15 protein-coding genes are annotated in these 19817 nt (G+C 60.0%); 7 read left to right on the top strand and 8 right to left on the bottom strand.

Annotated features, from left to right (window positions below; all coding sequences use genetic code 11):
- The first annotated feature begins 11 nt into the window (after nucleotides 1–11).
- The 6 genes from EYD00_RS01235 (at nucleotide 12) to EYD00_RS01210 (ending at nucleotide 8599) form a co-directional block, all read left to right on the top strand.
- Nucleotides 12–1451 carry a glutamine synthetase family protein gene (locus EYD00_RS01235; protein ID WP_004440065.1) on the top strand — a complete coding sequence of 480 codons (1440 nt, stop codon included), beginning with the start codon at nucleotides 12–14 and terminating at the stop codon, nucleotides 1449–1451.
- A 12-nt stretch (nucleotides 1452–1463) separates the two neighbouring features.
- Nucleotides 1464–2750 carry an NAD(P)/FAD-dependent oxidoreductase gene (locus EYD00_RS01230; protein WP_004440063.1) on the top strand — a complete coding sequence of 429 codons (1287 nt, stop codon included), beginning with the start codon at nucleotides 1464–1466 and terminating at the stop codon, nucleotides 2748–2750.
- 136 nt (nucleotides 2751–2886) lie between these two features.
- Nucleotides 2887–4362, top strand: coding sequence for a glucose-6-phosphate dehydrogenase (zwf, locus tag EYD00_RS01225; protein ID WP_004440062.1), 1476 nt, complete (start codon nucleotides 2887–2889; stop codon nucleotides 4360–4362).
- A 10-nt stretch (nucleotides 4363–4372) separates the two neighbouring features.
- Nucleotides 4373–5071, top strand: coding sequence for a 6-phosphogluconolactonase (gene pgl, locus EYD00_RS01220; RefSeq protein WP_004440060.1), 699 nt, complete (start codon nucleotides 4373–4375; stop codon nucleotides 5069–5071).
- Nucleotides 5072–5195: 124 nt separating this feature from the next.
- Entirely contained in the window at nucleotides 5196–7016 is a 1821-nt protein-coding gene (edd, locus tag EYD00_RS01215) for a phosphogluconate dehydratase (protein ID WP_004440058.1), read from the top strand.
- Nucleotides 7017–7234: 218 nt separating this feature from the next.
- On the top strand, nucleotides 7235–8599 hold the full coding sequence (locus EYD00_RS01210; RefSeq protein ID WP_004440056.1) for a metallophosphoesterase: 1365 nt from the start codon (nucleotides 7235–7237) through the stop codon (nucleotides 8597–8599).
- Between the two features lie 20 nt (nucleotides 8600–8619).
- Here EYD00_RS01210 and EYD00_RS01205 read toward each other — a convergent pair whose 3' ends face one another.
- From EYD00_RS01205 to EYD00_RS01180, 6 genes are all read right to left on the bottom strand, one after another.
- Complete coding sequence (locus EYD00_RS01205) at nucleotides 8620–8976, bottom strand: hypothetical protein (RefSeq protein WP_034496014.1); 357 nt, start codon at nucleotides 8974–8976, stop codon at nucleotides 8620–8622.
- 237 nt (nucleotides 8977–9213) lie between these two features.
- Nucleotides 9214–10302 (bottom strand): ABC transporter ATP-binding protein, encoded by a 1089-nt coding sequence (locus EYD00_RS01200; protein WP_004440053.1) that lies wholly within the window; start codon nucleotides 10300–10302, stop codon nucleotides 9214–9216.
- 20 nt (nucleotides 10303–10322) lie between these two features.
- Complete coding sequence (gene bglA, locus EYD00_RS01195; protein ID WP_004440050.1) at nucleotides 10323–11978, bottom strand: beta-galactosidase BglA; 1656 nt, start codon at nucleotides 11976–11978, stop codon at nucleotides 10323–10325.
- Between the two features lie 37 nt (nucleotides 11979–12015).
- Nucleotides 12016–13176 carry a carbohydrate ABC transporter permease gene (locus tag EYD00_RS01190; RefSeq protein WP_034496016.1) on the bottom strand — a complete coding sequence of 387 codons (1161 nt, stop codon included), beginning with the start codon at nucleotides 13174–13176 and terminating at the stop codon, nucleotides 12016–12018.
- A 1-nt stretch (nucleotide 13177) separates the two neighbouring features.
- Nucleotides 13178–14191 carry a carbohydrate ABC transporter permease gene (locus EYD00_RS01185; protein WP_004440046.1) on the bottom strand — a complete coding sequence of 338 codons (1014 nt, stop codon included), beginning with the start codon at nucleotides 14189–14191 and terminating at the stop codon, nucleotides 13178–13180.
- Between the two features lie 105 nt (nucleotides 14192–14296).
- Nucleotides 14297–15658, bottom strand: a complete 1362-nt coding sequence (locus EYD00_RS01180; RefSeq protein WP_004440044.1) for an ABC transporter substrate-binding protein — start codon at nucleotides 15656–15658, stop codon at nucleotides 14297–14299.
- Nucleotides 15659–15932: 274 nt separating this feature from the next.
- Here EYD00_RS01180 and EYD00_RS01175 point away from each other — a divergent pair, with 274 nt between their 5' ends.
- Nucleotides 15933–16958 carry a LacI family DNA-binding transcriptional regulator gene (locus EYD00_RS01175; protein WP_004440041.1) on the top strand — a complete coding sequence of 342 codons (1026 nt, stop codon included), beginning with the start codon at nucleotides 15933–15935 and terminating at the stop codon, nucleotides 16956–16958.
- A 16-nt stretch (nucleotides 16959–16974) separates the two neighbouring features.
- Here EYD00_RS01175 and EYD00_RS01170 read toward each other — a convergent pair whose 3' ends face one another.
- Entirely contained in the window at nucleotides 16975–17874 is a 900-nt protein-coding gene (locus tag EYD00_RS01170; protein ID WP_004440039.1) for a bifunctional methylenetetrahydrofolate dehydrogenase/methenyltetrahydrofolate cyclohydrolase, read from the bottom strand.
- A gap of 77 nt (nucleotides 17875–17951) precedes the next feature.
- Complete coding sequence (locus EYD00_RS01165) at nucleotides 17952–19727, bottom strand: GumC domain-containing protein (RefSeq protein WP_034496018.1); 1776 nt, start codon at nucleotides 19725–19727, stop codon at nucleotides 17952–17954.
- Between the last annotated feature and the right edge of the window lie 90 nt (nucleotides 19728–19817).

Here is a 19817-nt window from a genome sequence, read left to right as displayed (position 1 = left end):
CCCGGTGATACATGCCCGCCAAGAAAACCATGCTCCGCCCGAAAAAAAAGGCAACCATGGCAAAGAAGACCCCTCCCCTCGACCTTTCCTCCACCCGTGGCGTTTCCTCCTGGCGCGAAGCCGCGCAATGGCTGAGGGCGCGTGGGATAGAAGACATAGAATGCATCACGCCCGACCTTGCCGGCGTACCGCGCGGGAAAATGATGCCGACGGCGAAATTCACGGGCGATACCTCGCTTGCTCTACCCTCGGCGCTCTATCGCCACACGATATCGGGCGAATATCCCGATGAGACCGCCAATTTCCGCTACGAGCCGCGCGACAGCGATCTGAAGCTGGTGCCTGATCTTTCCACCCTCTCCGTCGTGCCCTGGGAAACCGACCCGACCGCGCAGGTGATCTGTGACGTGGTGGATGCGGAAGGCAATTTCGTGCCCTACACGCCGCGCAACGTTTTGAAGAACGTGCTTTCGCTCTATACCGAAAAGGGCTGGAAGCCGGTGGTGGCACCGGAAATCGAATTCTACCTCGTCGCCATGAATGACGATCCGGACTATCCGCTGCATCCGCCAAAGGGCCGGTCAGGACGCTCCATCGTTGGAGGTCAAAGCTATTCCATCGCCGGCATCAACGAGTTCGACGAGTTGATTGATGACATCTATCATTTCTCCGAAAAACAGGGCCTCGAGATCGATACGCTCATCCATGAGGAAGGGCCGGCACAGCTGGAAATCAACCTGCGCCATGGCGATCCGATCGAGCTTGCCGACCAGGTGTTCCTGTTCAAGCGCACCATTCGCGAAGCCGCGCTGAAGCACGGCATCTATGCCACCTTCATGGCCAAGCCGATGCAGGGCCAGCCGGGTTCGGCCATGCACATCCACCAGTCGGTGGTAGAAATCGATAGCGGTCGCAACATCTTCTCCAATGAAGATGGCAGCCCTTCGAGAGAATTCTTCTCCTTTGTCGGCGGCATGCAGCGTTACGTTCCGAATGCGCTGGTCATGCTGGCGCCCTATGTGAATTCCTACCGCCGCCTGACGCCTGACATGGCCTGCCCGGTGAACAATGCCTGGGGTTACGACAACCGCACGACGGCCTTCCGCGTGCCGATTTCCGGCCCGCAGGCGCGGCGCGTCGAAAACCGCCTGCCGAGCTCGGACGCCAACCCCTATCTGGCGCTCGCGGCCTCGCTCGGCTGCGGCTGGCTCGGCATCGTCAACAGCATCGAGCCGACCGAACCCACCGCCGATACGGCCAATGAGGGCTCTATCGACCTGCCGCGTGGCCTGCTTGAAGCGGTCGCCTTGCTGGAGGGCGAAGCACAGTTCGACCGGATCTTCGGTCACGAATTTGTCGGCCTTTATGCCGGTCTGAAGCGGGGGGAATTCGAGACCTTCATGCAGGTCATCAGCCCCTGGGAGCGCGAGTTCCTGCTTCTCAACGTGTAAGGAATCCCGAGCATGACATGGCAAAGCCCGATTGCGCCGGGACTATCCTGGTATCAGGCAACCATCGGTGAGCGGCCGGACTATCCCGCGCTCGATGGGTCGAAGCAGGTGGATGTCGCGATCATCGGCGGTGGTTACACGGGTCTTCAGGCCGCCTGTAATCTCGCTGAAAACGGCGTCTCGGTCGCCCTCATCGAAGCGCATCGTTTTGGCGATGGCGCTTCCGGCCGAAATGGCGGCCAGTTCGGCACCGGCCAGCGCTCTTTCCCCGATGAGCTTGAGGAAGAGATTGGCTTCGAGCAATCGAAGCTGCTGTTCGATATCGCCGAAAACGCCAAAAATTATGTGCGCGATTTCGCAAGCAGCCGCGGCATCGACATGGATTATCTGCCGGGCCAACTCTATGTGGCGCACAAGGCAGGTTACGAGGACGACTATCGCCGCAGCGTCGATGCGATGAACAACCGCTACGGCTATCCGCATATTTCCTACATGGAGCGTGGCGAAGCGCGCAAACGCGTCGGCTCCACTCATTATTTCGGCGGCACCCGCGACACCGGCACCGGCCATATACACCCGCTTAAGCTGCTGGTCGGGCTTGCGAAAGCCGCGAAAGATGCGGGTGCTCAGATTTACGAGATGACGCCTGCGAAATCCATCCGGCAAGTGGGCGGCAAGACCATCATCGAAACCCCTTTCGGCACCATCACTGCGCCACGGGTGTTGATTGCGACCAATGCCTATATCGGCAATCTGGAACCGATAACGGCAGCCCATATCATGCCGATCCGCTCCTTCATCGGCGCAACCGCACCGCTGGATGCCTTCCCCGGCATCATTCCAGACCGAGAGGCCGTGGCGGATTCACGGTTTGTGGTGCGTTACTTCCGCAAGACGGCCGATAACCGGCTGTTGTTCGGCGGCCGCGAAGCTTACACGGCAGATACGCCGCGGGATATTTCCAGCCACATCCGCCGGCAGATCGCGGAAATCTATCCCGAGCTGAAGGATATCGACATCACCCATTCCTGGGGCGGCTCCGTCGGCATCACTCTACCGCGTAAGGTCTTCGTGCGTGAGGTCATGCCAGGTGTCACCTCCATCGGTGGATATTCAGGCCACGGCGTGATGCTGTCGAATTATTGCGGCAAGCTTTATGCCGATCTGGTGCTCGGCAAAGAGGACATGCTGGCGCCATTCGCGCGGCTTAAAGTGCCGGCCTTTCCGGGCGGAACGTCACTGCGCGCGCCGCTGCTTTTCCTGGCGCTTTCGTGGTTTGCAATGCGAGACAGGTTTTAGTCCAATGTTTACAGTCCATTACCGGCGGCAAGCACACCGGCAAAAGCAAAATTCATAATTTCGCATAACTGAGTCTGGCATTTTTAAATCGATTAGATTATTGATGCCCCAACCCTTGAAGATCGAGAGAATCGATATGAGCAGTCAGATCATTCCTGTTGAACCTTTTGATTGTGTCGTTTTCGGCGGCACGGGCGATCTTGCCGAGCGCAAGCTTCTGCCGGCCCTTTATCACCGGCAGATCGAAGGGCAGTTCACGGAGCCGACCCGCATCATCGGTGCGTCGCGTTCGGTCATGACCCATGAGGAATATCGCAAATTCGCACAGGACGCCCTGAAGGAGCATCTGAAGGCCGGCGAGTATGACGACGCGCAGGTTGCCGTGTTCCTGAACAGGCTTTTCTACGTGCCCGTTGACGCCAAGGGCAACAATGGCTGGGACGTGCTGAAGAAGCTGCTGGACGAAGGTAAAGAGCGCGTGCGCGCTTTCTATCTCGCAGTCGCGCCCGGAATTTTCGGCGATATCGCCGACAAGATCCGCGAACACAAGCTCATCACCCGCTCGACCCGTATTGTCGTTGAAAAGCCGATCGGCCGCGACCTCGCCTCGGCGCAGGAACTCAACGACACCATCGGCCATGTCTTCAAGGAAGAGCAGATCTTCCGCATCGACCACTATCTCGGCAAGGAGACGGTGCAGAACCTGATGGCGCTGCGTTTCGCCAACGCGCTTTACGAGCCGCTGTGGAATTCCGCGCATATCGACCACGTGCAGATCACGGTTGCCGAGGCAGTCGGTCTCGAGGGTCGCGCCGGTTATTACGACAAGGCCGGCGCGTTGCGCGACATGGTGCAGAACCACATTCTCCAGCTGCTCTGCCTCGTCGCTATGGAGCCGCCGGCTTCCATGAACGCCGAAGCCGTGCGCGACGAAAAGTTGAAGGTTCTGCGTTCGCTGAAGCCGATCGACACCAGCAACGTCGAAAAGCTGACGGTTCGGGGCCAGTACCGCGCCGGCGCTTCCGCAGGTGGCCCGGTCAAGGGCTATCTGGAAGAGCTCGAAGGCGGCGTTTCCAACACCGAAACCTTCGTCGCCATCAAGGCTGAAATTGCAAACTGGCGCTGGGCGGGCGTTCCCTTCTACATCCGCACCGGTAAACGCCTCGCGACCCGCGTTTCGGAAATCGTCGTCACCTTCAAGCAGATCCCGCATTCGATCTTCGACGACGCGGCAGGCAAGATCGAGGCCAACAAGCTGGTCATTCGCCTGCAGCCGGATGAAGGCGTCAAGCAGTCGCTCCTCATCAAGGACCCAGGCCCGGGCGGCATGCGCCTGCGCCAGGTGTCGCTGGACATGAGCTTTGCCGAAGCCTTCAACGTGCGCAGCCCCGACGCCTATGAGCGCCTGCTGATGGATACCATCCGGTCCAACCAGACGCTGTTCATGCGCCGCGACGAGGTCGAGGCCGCATGGGACTGGATTGACCCAATTCTCAAGAGCTGGGAAGAGCTTGGTCAGGGCGTGCAGGGTTACACGGCAGGAACCTGGGGGCCGAGCGGCTCGATCGCACTGATCGAGCGTGACGGCCGTACCTGGCACGATGCCGACTGAGGGCGCGCGGATGAGCGAAACAATCCACGCCTTCGATAGCGCCTCCGATCTTGCCAATACGCTTGCGGCTGATGTCGCCCACCGGCTCGACGCGGCAACCAAGGAACGGGGGACCGCAAGCATCGCGGTCTCCGGCGGCTCTACACCGAAGCTGTTCTTTCAGGCGCTTTCCCAGCACGATCTCGATTGGCCAAATATCAGCGTGACGCTGGTGGACGAGCGTTTCGTGCCGCCGGAAAGCGATCGCTCCAATCATCGTCTCGTCGCCGAGAATCTTCTGCAAAACAAGGCGAAGGCGGCTTATTTCGTGCCGCTGTTCCAGCCGGCGGCCTCGCCGGAGGATGCGGCAACGCTTGCGACCGTCAAGACCGAAGCGATCTGCGATCCCTTCGATGTTGTCATTCTCGGTATGGGAACGGATGGCCACACGGCCTCGTTCTTTCCCGGTGGAGACAATCTCTACGAAGCGCTTGATCTCGATGAGCCGCGCGGGGTTTTGACCATGGCGGCCGAGAATGCCGGCGAGGAACGGTTGACCTTCAACTTCTCCAGCCTGCACGATGCCGGTTTCCTGGTGCTGCATATCGAAGGCGCCGCCAAGAAGGCGACGCTGGAGAAGGCGCAGTCGGGCGAGGATGAGGAAGAAATGCCCGTCCGTGCCGTGCTGAACCGGGCAGAAACGCCAGTGGATATTTACTGGGCGCCATAAGCCGACGCGACGGCCGCTCCTGCGGCCCGCGACAAGCGCCCCGAAGACATGAAGACTGAAACACGACAACCGGCATTCGCCTCCCGGAACGCCGGCTGTCGCCCAACGAACAGGATGAACGCCCATGTCCGCCGATTCCCGCATTCAGGCCATCACCGCCCGCATCGTCGAACGTTCCAAGCCCTATCGCGAGACCTATCTCGAGCGGCTGCGGCTGCAGGTCTCAAAAGGCGTTCACCGCTCCGTTCTGTCCTGCGGCAATCTTGCACACGGGTTTGCGGTCTGTTCCCCCGCCGACAAGGACATCCTTGCCGGCGACCGGGTTCCCAATCTCGGCATCATCACCGCCTATAACGACATGCTGTCGGCGCACCAGCCCTATGAGACCTTCCCGGCCATCATCCGCGATGCAGCCAAGGAAGCGGGCGGTATCGCTCAGGTTGCCGGCGCCGTACCTGCGATGTGTGACGGCGTCACCCAGGGGCAGCCCGGCATGGAGCTTTCGCTGTTTTCCCGCGATGCCATCGCCATGGCTGCGGGGATCGGCCTCTCGCACAACATGTTCGATGCCGCCCTCTATCTTGGCGTCTGCGACAAGATCGTGCCCGGCCTCGTCATCGCCGCACTCGCCTTCGGTCACCTGCCCGCGGTCTTCATTCCTGCCGGTCCGATGACATCAGGCCTGCCGAATGACGAGAAGTCACGTATTCGCCAGCTTTACGCCGAAGGCAAGGTCGGTCGCGCGGAGCTGCTGGAAGCGGAATCCAAATCTTACCACGGTCCCGGAACCTGCACCTTCTACGGCACCGCCAATTCCAACCAGATGCTGATGGAAATCATGGGCTTTCATATGCCCGGTTCCTCCTTCATCAATCCCGGCACGCCATTGCGTGACGCGCTGACCCGCGAGGCTACCAAGAGAGCGCTCGCCATCACCGCGCAGGGCAACGAATTCACCCCCGCCGGCGAGATGATCGACGAACGATCCATCGTCAACGGCGTCGTGGGTCTGCATGCGACCGGTGGTTCCACCAATCACACCATGCATCTGATCGCCATGGCGCGCGCCGCAGGCATCATCCTCACATGGCAGGATATTTCTGATCTCTCTGACATCGTGCCGCTGCTGGCCCGCGTTTATCCCAACGGGCTGGCCGATGTGAACCATTTCCACGCTGCAGGCGGCATGGGCTTCCTCATCAAGCAGCTCCTGAAACAAGGCTTCGTGCATGACGATGTGCGCACCGTCTTCGGACAGGGTCTGGCCGCCTACACCGTGGATGCACTACTGGACGAGAAGGGCGCGGTCACCCGCCAGCCCTCCCCTGAACAGAGCCACGATCCGAAGGTGCTTTCCAGCATTGAAACACCGTTCCAGCCCACCGGCGGTCTCAAGATGCTGACCGGTAATCTCGGCAAATCCGTCATCAAGATTTCCGCCGTCAAGCCGGAGCGCCATATCATCGAAGCGCCCGCGATTGTTTTCCACGACCAGCAGGAGCTTCAGGACGCCTTCAAGGAAGGCAAGCTTAACCGCGACTTCATTGCGGTCGTCCGCTTCCAGGGGCCGAAGGCGAATGGCATGCCTGAGCTGCACCGCCTGACGCCGCCGCTCGGCGTGCTGCAGGACCGCGGCTTCAAGGTGGCGCTTGTGACGGACGGGCGCATGTCCGGCGCATCCGGCAAGGTACCGGCCGCGATCCATGTTACGCCTGAGGCTTCCGATTGCGGGCCGATCTCGCTCATCCGCGATGGCGATATCATCCGTCTCGACGCCGTTTCCGGATCGCTCGAAGTGCTGGTGTCCGCCGCCGAACTGTCAAAACGCGAACCGGCGCGCGCTGATCTCTCCGGCAATGAATGGGGCATGGGCCGCGAACTTTTCGCCCCCTTCCGCCGTAATGCCGGTCCTGCCGATCAAGGTGCCAGTGTCCTGTTTCATTGATTTCCAAAAGGCGAAGGCTGGATGCGGCTTTCGCCTTTAAACCCCGCTCTGCGGCATCGTCCCACCGCACTTTCACGCCCGGGACGGGCGGACGCAGAAACAGCTTTATTTCCCATGCCTTAAACGCCAAACTTGTCATGCGGCTGTGATGATCGCCTCTTAAGGCGTTCCCGACCAGCCGTGGGATGACGGCGCAGTTTCGGATAATGGGGCATGACATGACGATTTTTTCAAGCAACCGCCGCGATGTGCTGAAGCTTATGGCGGGCACCGCCATGCTGCCGCTGATGGCAGCGGCCATGCCGGCAACGGCGCAGGATGTAGCCCTGCGTGCCATCGTCATCTCCGATCTGCATTCGGCCTATGAGCGTATCGGCCAGCTTCTCGCGGCCATCGAAACGCGTATCGCGGCCGACAAGGCGCCCCACATCATCCTGCTAAATGGCGACCTTTTCGAACTCGGCAACGCGGTGGCCACACGTTCGGCCGGCGAAATCGAATGGACCTTCCTTGCGGCGCTCGCCAAGCTTGCCCCCACAGTCATCAATATCGGCAATCATGAGCCCGATATCGACAATGACCTCGCCAATTTCGTCAGCCGTGCTCAAGCCCTCGGCATCACCGTGCTTTCCAACATCATCGACAAGCGAAGCGGCAACCCCTATGCGCCGTCCAGTGCCGCGGTGAAGGCCGGCGAACGGGCGGTCATCGTCGCAGGCCTCGCGACCAATGCGATCAATACCTATCCGAAGGCGACGCGCGAGATGCTGGACATTCCGCAGCCGGTGGAATGGGCGAAGGCCAATCTGCCCGAAATCGTCAAAGCGGATGCGATCAATATTGTTCTGAGCCACGCCGGCGTTGTCGCCGACCGCGATATTCTGCCGGTGCTGCCTGACGGCACGCTGCTGGTGGGCGGCCATGATCACCTGAATTTCGTGCACGAAGAGGGTGCGACGCGCTATGTCCACACCGGCTCCTGGTGCACCTCCATGACGGTCGCGACAATTACCGGTCCCGGCAAGGCCGCCGCCATTGAGACGGTCACCATCCATCGTGATGCTCCCGCCTCGCCGGCTCTCAAGACCCTCATCGAGCAGACGCTTGAAAAGCACCTGACCGCAGAAGAACGGGAAGTTGTCGGCAAGGCCGCCAAAGCGATGACCGTCGACGAAGCAGGGCGCCATGTGGCGCATCTGATCGCCGCGAAGACCGGCGCCGATGTCGGTTTCATCGGCCACACCTCTTTCGGCGCAGGCCTGCCTGCAGGCGATATTCGCCGTTATGATTTCAACGCCTCGCTGCGCTTCGACGGCAAGCTGATGGTGACCGAAGTGGACAGCGAGACGCTCGTCCAAATCCTAAAGCGATGCAATCAGGACAGCAACATTCCGCTCGCCGCACGCACGGGCGACTATCTCTACGCCATGCCGGAAAAGCCGGAGAAGAAAGGCCGTTACAAACTGGTCTGCAACGACTGGTCCGCTACCAACCAGAAATCCTATTTCGGCCGCAGCGATCTCGCCTTCATCGAAGTGCCGGATGTGAAGCTGAAGCAGACCGTTCTGGGCGGGCTTTCCTAAAGCCGCAAATCGTCGAGGTCTTAGAACGACCGGATATCCAGCTTGCGGTCCTTGTGGGCCGGGTGTGTGCTGAATACGAAAATTCGATCCAGCTCCTTCTGCGTCAGCATACGCAGGAAGCGGACATGGATGGTGTTGTTGGCGTTGACGCGCAACATCACGCAGCCGATCTTGGTGATGCGGGCATCGGGGATATCGAGATAGAACTGGTTCGGCAGGTTGTATTTGGTCAGTAGCGCCAGCACGGCCTCTGTCTGGGAGATGCGAATGACGTCGCAGCGGCGTGCCGCCATGTGCATCACGGCCTTTTCGGTATATTCGATGCGCGCCGCGTTCATGGTGTCTTCCATGCGGAACCGGCTTTCGCGGTCATACATGAAGGACTCTTCCTTGCTCAGATAATGATTTCTGATGACACCCGCACCGCTCTGCACGCCCGAACTCCCAATGCTTACCAATAGGACGAGACTAGGCCATAGTCTTTAACAATTCATATCAGCGTCAGCTTAAACAGGACGGAAGCGGGACATTTCCGACGTTTTTCCACACGGCCGATAACCAGTAAAAAGCCGCGGAACGGACAGTTCCGGGGCTTGTTTCAGTATCGCCACCGTTTACTTGCGGTAGGCTTTGCCTTCCGCATCGAAAAGATGAAGCTTCTCCTGCAGGGCGGCAAAGCGCAGGGTTTCACCCTTACCCACGGAAACAATGCCCGGCACCTTTACGATGATCGGCTCCTGGCCCTTGGGCGCTTCGAGATAAAGCAGGGTCACCTCACCCAGGGCCTCCACGATCGCGACTTTTCCCTCGAATAGATAGTCGTCGCCCGTCGCGATGCTCAGGTCTTCCGGCCGAACGCCAAAGCTTGCGGCCTTGCCCTGCTCAGATGCGGATGTGGGAACATCGACGACCAATGTCTTGCCGCCGGCAAGTTCGATGGAGGTCCGTTCACCCGTGCCGGTCACTTTCGCACCGATAATATTCATGGCGGGCGAGCCGATGAAACGCGCCACGAAAAGATTGGCCGGCCTCTCATAAAGCTCGAGCGGCGCGCCGACCTGCTCCACCCGCCCCGCGTTCAAAACGACGATGCGGTCAGCGAGCGTCATCGCCTCCACCTGGTCGTGGGTAACGTAGATCATCGTTGTATCGGCCATCTGCTCGTTGAGCTTGGCGATTTCGATGCGCGTGGCAACACGCAGAGCCGCATCGAGGTTCGAGAGCGGCTCATCGAACAGGAAGACCTTGGGGTTGCGGCAGATCGCGCGACCGATGGCGACACGCTGACGCTGGCCGCCGGACAGCGCCTTTGGCAATCGCTCCAGATATTGCGTGAGCTGCAGGATTTCGGCGGCGGCGCGAACGCGGCGGTCGATCTCCTGCTTGCTTTCCCTGGCAATCTTCATGCCGAAGGCCATGTTGTCGTAGACAGTCATGTGCGGATAAAGGGCATAGGACTGGAACACCATGGCGATGCCCCGACGCGAAGGCGGGATTTCGTTGACAAGCTGGCCGTCAATATACATCTCGCCGCCGGTGATTTCCTCCAGCCCGGCGATCATGCGCAGCAGGGTCGATTTTCCGCAGCCGGAGGGGCCAACAAAAACGATGAATTCGCCCTGTTCGATATCGAGATCGATGCCGTGCAGCACCTTCACCTGCCCGTATGATTTACGGATATCCTTGAGAACGAGACTTGTCATGGGTGTTCCTCCCTCATCTGTCAGGCGTAACGGGCGAAGAAAGCGCCCCATGCCGGAAGTTCGACGCTTCTGCCCTTCAGTCCGCTTGCAAAGCCATGGCCTTCAAGAACCTCCCAGTTCCCTTCCGGCAGCGTGGCCTCTGCCGGCGTCGCTGACAAGTTAAAGACGCAAAGAACGGTTTCGTTGCCCAGCTTGCGGGTATAGCTCAACACCTCACCCTGCACGGGCTGAAATTCGATGCCGCCCTTTGCGAAAGCCGGATGCTGCCTGCGGAACGCGAGGAAGCGGCGGTAATGCTCCAGCACCGAAGCCTCATTGCCCTGCTGGGCGCTCACGGCGCGCTGCTTGTGCTCGGTGGGAATCGGCAGCCACGTCTTGTCGGCCGTCGAGAACCCGGCCTGCGCATGGCCGGCGTCCCATACCATCGGCGTACGGCAACCGTCGCGGCCCTTGAATTCAGGCCAGAACTGAATGCCGTAAGGATCCTGCAAATCTTCGAAAGCGATATCGGCTTCGGTGAGGCCGAGTTCTTCACCCTCATAGATGCAGACGGAACCGCGCTGGGTCATGAGAAGTGCCGACAGCACCTTCGCGAAAGCATCCTTGTCCTCGACATGCTCGCCCCAGCGGCTGACATGGCGCACGACATCATGGTTGGAGAAAGCCCAGCAGGCCCAGCCTTCCGGTGCAGCTCTCGCAAAATCCGCCTGTACATCGGCAACACGCTGCGGGGTCAGCGCATCGGGCGCGAGGAATTCAAAGGCGTAGCACATCTGCATCTTGTCATCGCCGGAGGTGTATTCGCCGACGATTTCGAGGCCACGCTGGCTGTCGCCCACTTCGCCGACGGCGGCGATATCAGGGAATTCGTCCAGTACGGCGCGGAAGCGCTTCAGGAAGGCGATGTTTTCCGGGCGGTTCTTGTCGTAGAGATGCTCCTGGAAGTTATAGGGATTGACCGCAGGCGCGGTGGAGGCATTGCGGCGCTCCGGCGCCAGCGCCGGATTATCGCGCAGCTCAAGGTCGTGGAAATAGAAGTTGATGGTGTCGAGGCGGAAACCATCGACGCCGCGCTTCAGCCAGAAGCGTGTGATATTCAGCAGCTCTTCCTGAACTTCCGGATTATGCAGGTTGAGGTCCGGCTGCGAGGTCAGAAAGTTGTGCATGTAATATTGCATGCGGGTCGGATCCCACTGCCAGCCCGAGCCGCCGAAAATCGACAGCCAGTTGTTGGGCGGCGTGCCATCCGGCTTGCTGTCCGACCAGACATACCAATCCGCTTTCGGGTTGTTGCGGCTGGCGCGGCTTTCCACGAACCAGGGATGCTGGTCCGAGGTGTGCGACAGAACGAGATCGATCATGACGCGGATGCCGAGACGGTGGGCTTCGGCGATCAGCCCGTCGAAATCGGCGAGCGTGCCGAACATCGGGTCGACATCCACATAATTCGAGACGTCGTATCCAAAATCCTTCATCGGCGAGGTGAAGAAGGGCGAAATCCAGATCGCATCGGCACCGAGGCCTGCGATGTGATGGAGGCGGTCGGTGATGCCCTTGAGATCGCCGATGCCGTCGCCATTGGAGTCCTGATAGGAGCGCGGATAGATCTGATAGATAACAGCGCCGCGCCACCAGTCCTTGTTGGGCGTCAAAGCGGAAGTCACCGAAGCGGTCATGGAAGTGTCCTGTGTGGTATGGGCGTTCATGGAATGATCAGCCTCCCTTGACGGAGCCTGCCAGCAGGCCACGCACGAGATAACGTTGAAGAGCGAAGAAGACGCCGAGCGGCACGACGATGGTGACGAAGGCCGAGGCAGTGAGAATTTCCCAGTTGCCGCCGCGCGAACCGAGCAGCGCGTTCAAGGCGCCTGTCAGCACAAGCTCATCCTTCTGCGTGCCGAGGAAAACCATGGCGACAAGCAGGTCGTTCCAGGTCCACAGGAACTGGAAGATGGCGAAGGAGGCGAGTGCCGGGAAAGAGAGCGGCAGGATGATCTTGACGAAGATTTCGAAATCGCTTGCGCCATCGACACGGGCGCTTTCGATGATCTCTTTCGGCAGGCCGGAAATATAGTTGCGCAGCAGATAGATGGCGAGCGGCAGGCCGAAGGCGGTGTGCGCCAGCCAGATACCGGCATAGGTCTTGGATGGCACGCCGAAGATGGTGCCAATTTCATTATACAGTCTCAGAAGCGGGATCAGCGACATCTGCAAGGGCACGACGATCAGGCCCACCACCATGGCGATCAGCAGATTGCGGCCGGAAAAGTTCATCCATGACAGGGCATAGGCGGCAAAGGCGGCGATGAGTATAGGGATGACGGTTGCAGGTACGGCGACCGTCAGCGAGTTGACGAAGGACTGGCCGATGCCTTCCGATGTTAGAACCGTACGGTAGTTGTCGAGGGTGAAGACGGGCGGCGTTGCGACAGAGATGTAGACGCGCTTGCCGCGCGAACCCTCGAAGCTTGCGGCTTTGCTATATTCGTAAGTGCCGTCTTCATTGATAAGCAGCGTCTCGCCATCGCCGATGTCAGCGGCTTCACCTGCCTTGAAAGCTGTCGGCTCCTGCACGCGCACGCCGAAGGCCGCAACCTTTCCGCCCTGGCCGTTTTCGAAGACATTGCCTGATATGACGTAGCGGCTGCCATCCTGCTTCTGAGCCGAGGCATCGGCCAGACGAACGGCTTGCGTTTGTTCGGAGCTCGAAAAAGCGGTCCACCAGCCCGACACCGTGATCTGATCCTTGTCGCGCAGCGAACTCACGAGAATGCCGAGCGTTGGCAAGAGCCAGAGCAGCACGACGATCAGAACGCTGGCGTGAACGATGAGCCGCGGCAGGCCGACGCGGCGGAGGCGTTTGGCAATATCCATCTCAGCGGCCCTCCATCTCGCGGTTTGCCTGGCGGATGTTCCAGACCATGATCGGGGTGACGGCCGCCATGATGATGAGCGCGATAACAGCACTTCGGCCGCTATCACCGCCGCCGCGGAACATCCAGTCGAACATGAGATTGGCGAGAACCATGGTGTTCCATTGCCCGTTGGTCATGGTCAGCACGATATCGAAGACCTTCAGCACGAGAATGGTGATCGTCGTCCAAACGACGGCGATAGTGCCCCAGATCTGCGGAACCATGATCTTCCAGAAGATCTGCCAGCCATTGGCGCCATCGATGACAGCCGCCTCGATGGTCTCTTCCGGAATACCGCGCAAAGCCGCAGAGAGGATGACCATGGCGAACCCGGTCTGAATCCAGATGAGGATGACCATCAGGAAGAAGTTGTTCCAGAAGGGCATGGAAATCCAGACCTGCGGATTACCACCGAAAAACTCGACGATGGCGTTCAGCAGGCCGATCTGCACCTGACCTTCGGCGCGGTATTCATAGATGAACTTCCAGATGACGGAAGCGCCGACGAAGGAGATCGCCATCGGCATGAAGACGATGGATTTGGCGATGTTGCCCCACCAGATGCGGTCCGTCATGACCGCGATAACAAGGCCAAAGAAGGTGCAGGCGGCCGGCACGACGGCGAGCCAGAGAATGTTGTTGAAGATCGACTGACGGAAACCGGCGTCGAAAAACGCCCAGCGATAATTGGCGAGACCGACGAATTCGCTGCCCGTCCGGTCGTAAAAGGAGAGGATCAGCGTCGCTATGACGGGATAAACCAGATAGACAAGCAAAAGGATCAGCGCAGGGCCGACGAACAGCCACGGCCGGACGGCGGCGCGGCGGTTTAAGTTGCGGGATGCGTGAATGACGTCTCCCGAGCGGACGGGAAAGATTGCCTGCAACGCCTTATCGGATAGCCAGTAATAGGCAGCACAGGCAAAAACGCCCGCTACCATAACGCCGATGGCGGACACCAGTTGTTGAGCCATGTTCCCTCCCTGATCCTCTCCGCGCCGCGTTGATTTATGCAGCTGTCGGGCCGTTCCTGCGGAAGAGGCCCGGCAGCGAGCCGCCAGGCCTCGTCTTAATCCGTGTTACTTCAGGCCGTCCCAGGCCTTCTGGATATCGGCGGCGACCTGATCGGCAGACTTGCCACCGACGAAATCGATCATGCCGGTCCAGAAAGCGCCGGCGCCGATCTTGCCGGGCATCAGGTCGGAACCGTCAAAACCGAAGGTCGTCGCCGTGGTCAGGATTTCACCCTGACGCTTCATCTGCTCATTGGCATAGGTTTCGACGTTCACACCCTTGTACGGCGTCAGGAAGCTGGACTGCGCCATCCACACTTCATGGGCGATCGGCGTCTGCAGGAATTGTACGAATGCCTTGGCAGCGGGCGCTTCCTTAGTGATGGTGACGAGCGTGCCGGCACCGAGAACCGGCTTGCCGAGGTCAGGCTTTGAGGCATAGGTCGGCATGTAGAAGAAATCCGCATCCGTTCCGACCTTGGTGCCCTCGGGGAAGAAGGAGGGAATGAACGATGCCTGATGGTGCAGGTAGCACTTCGGCGGAATGTCGAAGAGGCCCTTGGGGCTGTCGCGGAAGTCGGTGGAGGCTACGGCCGCAACGCCGCCACTCACATATTTTTCGTTCTTGGCGAATTTGCCGAATTCGTTGATCGCGGCAACCACGGCCGGATCGGTGAATTTTACCTCGTTGGTCGTCCACTTCTGGTAGACATCCAGCGGCTGCGTCCGCAGCATCAGGTCTTCCACCCAGTCGGTTGCAGGCCAGCCGGTCGCACCACCGGAGCCAAGACCAATGCACCAGGGCGTGCCGCCATCGGCAACGATCTGGTCGGTGAGCTTGAGCAGGTCTTCCATGCTCTCGGGAACTTTATATCCCGCTTCCTCGAAATTCTCGGGCACATACCAGACGAGCGACTTCACGTCGGCCTTGAAGGGGAAAGCGAAATAGGCCTTGTTGCCGTCCTTGCCCTTATAACTGCCGAGATCGACCCAGGATTTACCCGCGCCGTAATTTTCCTCGACCCATTTGGCCGTGTCGTCGCCGAGCGGCACAAGAAAACCCTTGGCGGCGAGATCGGCGAGAAGGCCAGGCTGCGGCAAAATGGCAATATTGGGCGGCGAGCCGGCCTGTGTGTCGATGACGATCTGCTGCTCGTAGTTTTCCGACGAGGAATAACGGACATTCACGCCCGTCGCGTCAGCAAAATAGGCGAGTACGGACTGGAACAAAGCCTCGTCCTCACCACGCCACGGGCCGAAAATCGTCAGCGTCTGGCCTTTAAGGTCAGCATGGGCCGCTTTGAAATCTTCGTAGCTTTTCCAGTTGAACTTGGCGTCCTGGCCCGGCGCGAATTTCAGATCGGCGGCAATGGCCGAACCCGACAGCAGCACGATTGAAGCAGCCGTCGCCAAAAGGATCTTCCGCATGTGATTTACCTCCCATCACATAAAAGGCTCAAAGCGTCCTCTCCAATCAAAGCGCTTTGGCTGCCTATTCATCTCATTGTCATCAAGATGGAGTCAAGAGGCTCTTTATTCGGAAACGCTGCCTAACCTTCGAAATAGTCATATTGATTTAGGAAGGCGGCTATCATTTTCGATTGAGAAAAGCGGACGGGGCTGTTAAAAATCTAAAGCGCTTTGGGAAAATGAGGAGGGGCTTTTGGCCTTTTCCGGGCGCGCGCATGGAGGAATGACAGACATGAACCTGAAACAGCTGTCGCAACTGCTGGGCATTTCGCAGACGACCATCAGCAGGGCGCTCAACGGCTATCCCGAGGTCAGCGCGGAAACGCGCCGCCGCGTCATGGAAGCCGCGGAGAAGACGGGATATCGCCCCAATGCCGCGGCACAGCGGCTGGCAACCGGCAAGGTCGGCTCCATTGGGCTCGTGATGCCGATTGGCGAACATCACCGTTCGGATGTGCATTTCGGCGAATTCCTGAGCGGTCTTGGCGAGGAAGCCTCGCGCAGCGGCTTTCATCTCGTCATCATGCCCACCGAGCCGGAAAAGGAACGCGAAGCCCTTCGCGGGCTCGCCGCTAGCGGCAGCGTCGACGGCATCTATCTCGCTTATATGAAGAATAACGATCCGCGCATCGCCATGATGCAGTCGCTTTCCCTGCCCTTCCTCGTGCATGGCCGCTCCATCGGCGTGGAGGAGGATTATCCCTACCTCGACGTGGACAATGAAGGTGCCTTCCGTGACGCGACCCAGCTTCTGCTTCAGCTTGGCCATACGCGCATCGGGCTGCTGAACGGTCCCGAAGGCTATGATTTCACCTACCGGCGCTGTCTTGGGGTGGAAAAGGCGCTGGCGGCAAACGGCCTGGCCTTGCATGCAAGCAATAAGAGACACGGCAGCATGACCGACGAGGAAGGTTATCTCGGCATGGAGGCCCTGCTTTCACGCCCCGAGAAACCGACCGCCATTCTCTGCGCCAGTACCGCGCTTGCACTTGGCGCGATCCGCTCGCTCAACCAGCGAGGCCTGAAACCCGGCAAGGATATTTCCCTCATCGCCCATGACGATGTGCTGCCGCTTTTGAAACCCGATAATTTTTCCGTGCCGCTCACCACCACGCGCTCGTCGCTGAGAGCGGCAGGCGTCCGCGTGGGCCAGCGCCTGATCAATCGTATCAAGAACGACCAGACGGAGCCGTATCAGGAACTCTGGAAGGCGGAACTGGTGGTCCGCGCCTCGACGGGGCCGGCTCCGAAAGCGTAGCCGGCCGTTTCAACGCCTAGAACTTCGGCGCCGCCAGGCCTTCGGCGCGATGAGCGGCGATGACGGTGTTGGCCATCAGCATCGCGATCGTCATCGGGCCGACACCACCGGGAACAGGGGTGATGGCCGCGGCAACGGCGCTTGCTTCATCATAGGCGACGTCGCCCACCAGCTTTGTCTTGCCTTCACCCTTTTCGGGTGCGGGAATGCGGTTGATGCCGACGTCGATGACGGTCGCGCCGGATTTCACCCAGTCACCCTTCACCATCGCCGCGCGGCCAACCGCCGCCACCAGAATATCCGCCGTCTTGCAGATGCCGGCCAGATCCTTGGTTCGCGAATGCGCCATCGTCACAGTGGCGTTGGCATTGAGAAGAAGCTGGCCCATGGGCTTGCCGAACAGGTTGGAGCGGCCGATGACAACGGCGTTCAGGCCGGAAAGGTCGTCTCCGTGAATGCCGCGCACCAGAAGCATGGCGCCTGCGGGCGTGCAGGAAATGAGACCGGTGGCAAGATCGCCGGTCGCGAGCTTGCCGGCATTCAGCACGCTCAGGCCATCCACGTCCTTCTCAGGCAGGATCGACTGGATTATCCCGTCTGAATTGAAATGTTTCGGCAGCGGCAGCTGAACCAGAATGCCGTGGATGGAGGCATCGGCGTTCAATTCGCCGACCAGCTTCAGGAGGTCAGCCTGTGTGGTCTCCTCCGGCAGCGTGTGCTGGATGGAATTGAACCCGCATTGCTTGGCCATCTTGCTCTTGGAGTTCACATAAGCGTGGCTGGCCGGATCATTACCGACGATGACGACCGCGAGACCGGGCTTGACGCCCTTTTTCGCCTCAAGCGCTTCTGCCGATGCGCGGACCGCCTCCGTTACCGAGGCCGCCTTCGCCTTCCCGTCAATCACAACTGCCATGCGTCCTGCTCCTCATGGGTTACGTAGGCTCCGTATGGTGCCCCCGTCGCAGGAATGCAAGCTAAAATGCGGCGTTTTCAGGCGGTTTTGCGGTAGTCTTCTTGGTGGTCGGCATAATCGACGAGACGCTCCCTCAGGAGCGCCAATTCCCGTCGCAATTCCATCAGCTCCTCCGCTTCCGCCTGGGCATGATCGGCGTGGCCGGCAAGCGCATCAGCCAGCAGCGGCGGCAGCGCGGACGGTGCCTGACCGGCGATCCCAACCGTGCGGTTGCCCATCAGAACCTGCCTTACACGCTCGTCGAGCGGCATGCGCTCATCGTCGTTAACCGCACCGCCGTAATAATCGGCGAAGCTCTCCTCGTCGTGGCCAGCATCCAAGCCGGCCGTTTCGGCATCAGGAGATTGCAGATCGTCAAACACAGCCGGTTCGATTGGCTCGAATTCCGAAAATTGCGCGGGTTCCTCCTCGGGGAGCCGGATTGCCGCTTCCGGTTCGAAGGCGGAGGCATCCTGCTCTTCCTCGTCATGGCGACGGTACGTCAGAAGATAGAGACTGCCCAGCAATCCGATCAGGCCGCCGCCGCCCGCCATCATGGCGGCCTGGGCAAGATCACGCGATAGTTCTCCCGGACCTGCCTTTTTCGCGAGGCGGGTCTCAAGGGCAGGCGTCGCAGCAGAGGAGAGATCGCGGCGTTCGCTCGCCTCCAGATAGGTGTTTCTCGCCGTTTCGAGCTCCCCCTGCAGTCTGGAGAACTCTCCCGGAGCAACACCGAGACCATTCAGGCGATCAAGGTTCTTTTTCCGCTCGGCTTCAGCATCGGCGATCTCCTCAGCGATGCGCTTCTCGTCCGCTCGCAGTGCATCGAGCAGTTGGCGCAATGCTGGAGCAGCGAGTGCCTGTACGGCATCCACCGCGTTCCTGGCGGCGATGTGTCGGGGATGTTTCGGGCCGTAATCAACCGAGATGCTGGAAAGCGCCATACTGGCGGCGGCATGTTTCTGCCTGATGTCCTCGAGTGCAGAAAAGGCGATGCCGGAGGGAAGCGGTTTGGAGAACAGATCGTTGGGTTTCAGGGCCGAAGCCGCCGCCAGATCCGCCTGCAGCGACTGCTGTTGTCGGGTCGCCGCGGCGATTCTGTCGTTCACGTCACGCAATTGCTGCTCGAGCTGCTGCACCTCGGTAATCACCGCATCGCCATGGCGCATCTGGAAACCGCTTAGCGCCGCCTCGGCCTCGTCCATCCTTGTCCGCGCCCGGTCCATCTCCCGCACAGCGGGCGTCATGGTGCCGGCCTTGCCGTCCGCCATGATACGCATCGAAAGATAGTCGGTAAGCCGCATAGCCGCTTCTGGCGTCGCAGCCCTCGAAGTCACGATCAGCGTCGTCTCGTCGGGCGACAGTTCAAGCCCTATCCCATCTCCGACCGCGCCGTTAAGCGCCTCACGCGGGGAGAGCGGACGCGCATCCGCGCCGGTCAGAAGATCGACAAGCAGGTGAAATTCACCCTGTTTGCGAACGCCGACCAGATCGGCAGGCTTCAGCTTGAGATCGCTGCTGATCCGGTCCAGCCCGCCAGGTGAAAGCAGGGTGCGCCGCGCCATCGCCAGAAAGCGGGTCGCATCTGGTGCATCATAAGCGGTCTGTGATACCTCGATCTGCGCCCGCGAGACATAGCCGCGAAAACCGGAATCAACGAGCAGCAACGGCAGGGCTGCGCCGGTTACCGTGGCGGCCGCGACGCATCCGGCGGTCAAAAGCCGAAGACAATGCCTGCGCCACTGCGACGCGGGCGCGGCAATCTCATCCCCTTCCGGGCGGGTCGCCGTCATATCTGGACTGTGATCAACCATCTGAAGCCGTCTGCCACCTTCGCCGCCGCCCGCGGACGGACAGCTGTCAAAACCTTACGAGAGGTTAAAGGATCGTGGCAAACAAATGGT

This window comes from Agrobacterium sp. 33MFTa1.1 (genome assembly GCF_004328495.1).
Taxonomy (GTDB): domain Bacteria; phylum Pseudomonadota; class Alphaproteobacteria; order Rhizobiales; family Rhizobiaceae; genus Agrobacterium; species Agrobacterium pusense.
The sequence above is the reverse complement of the archived record's forward strand: the minus strand, read 5'-3'. Positions and strand labels throughout refer to the sequence as shown.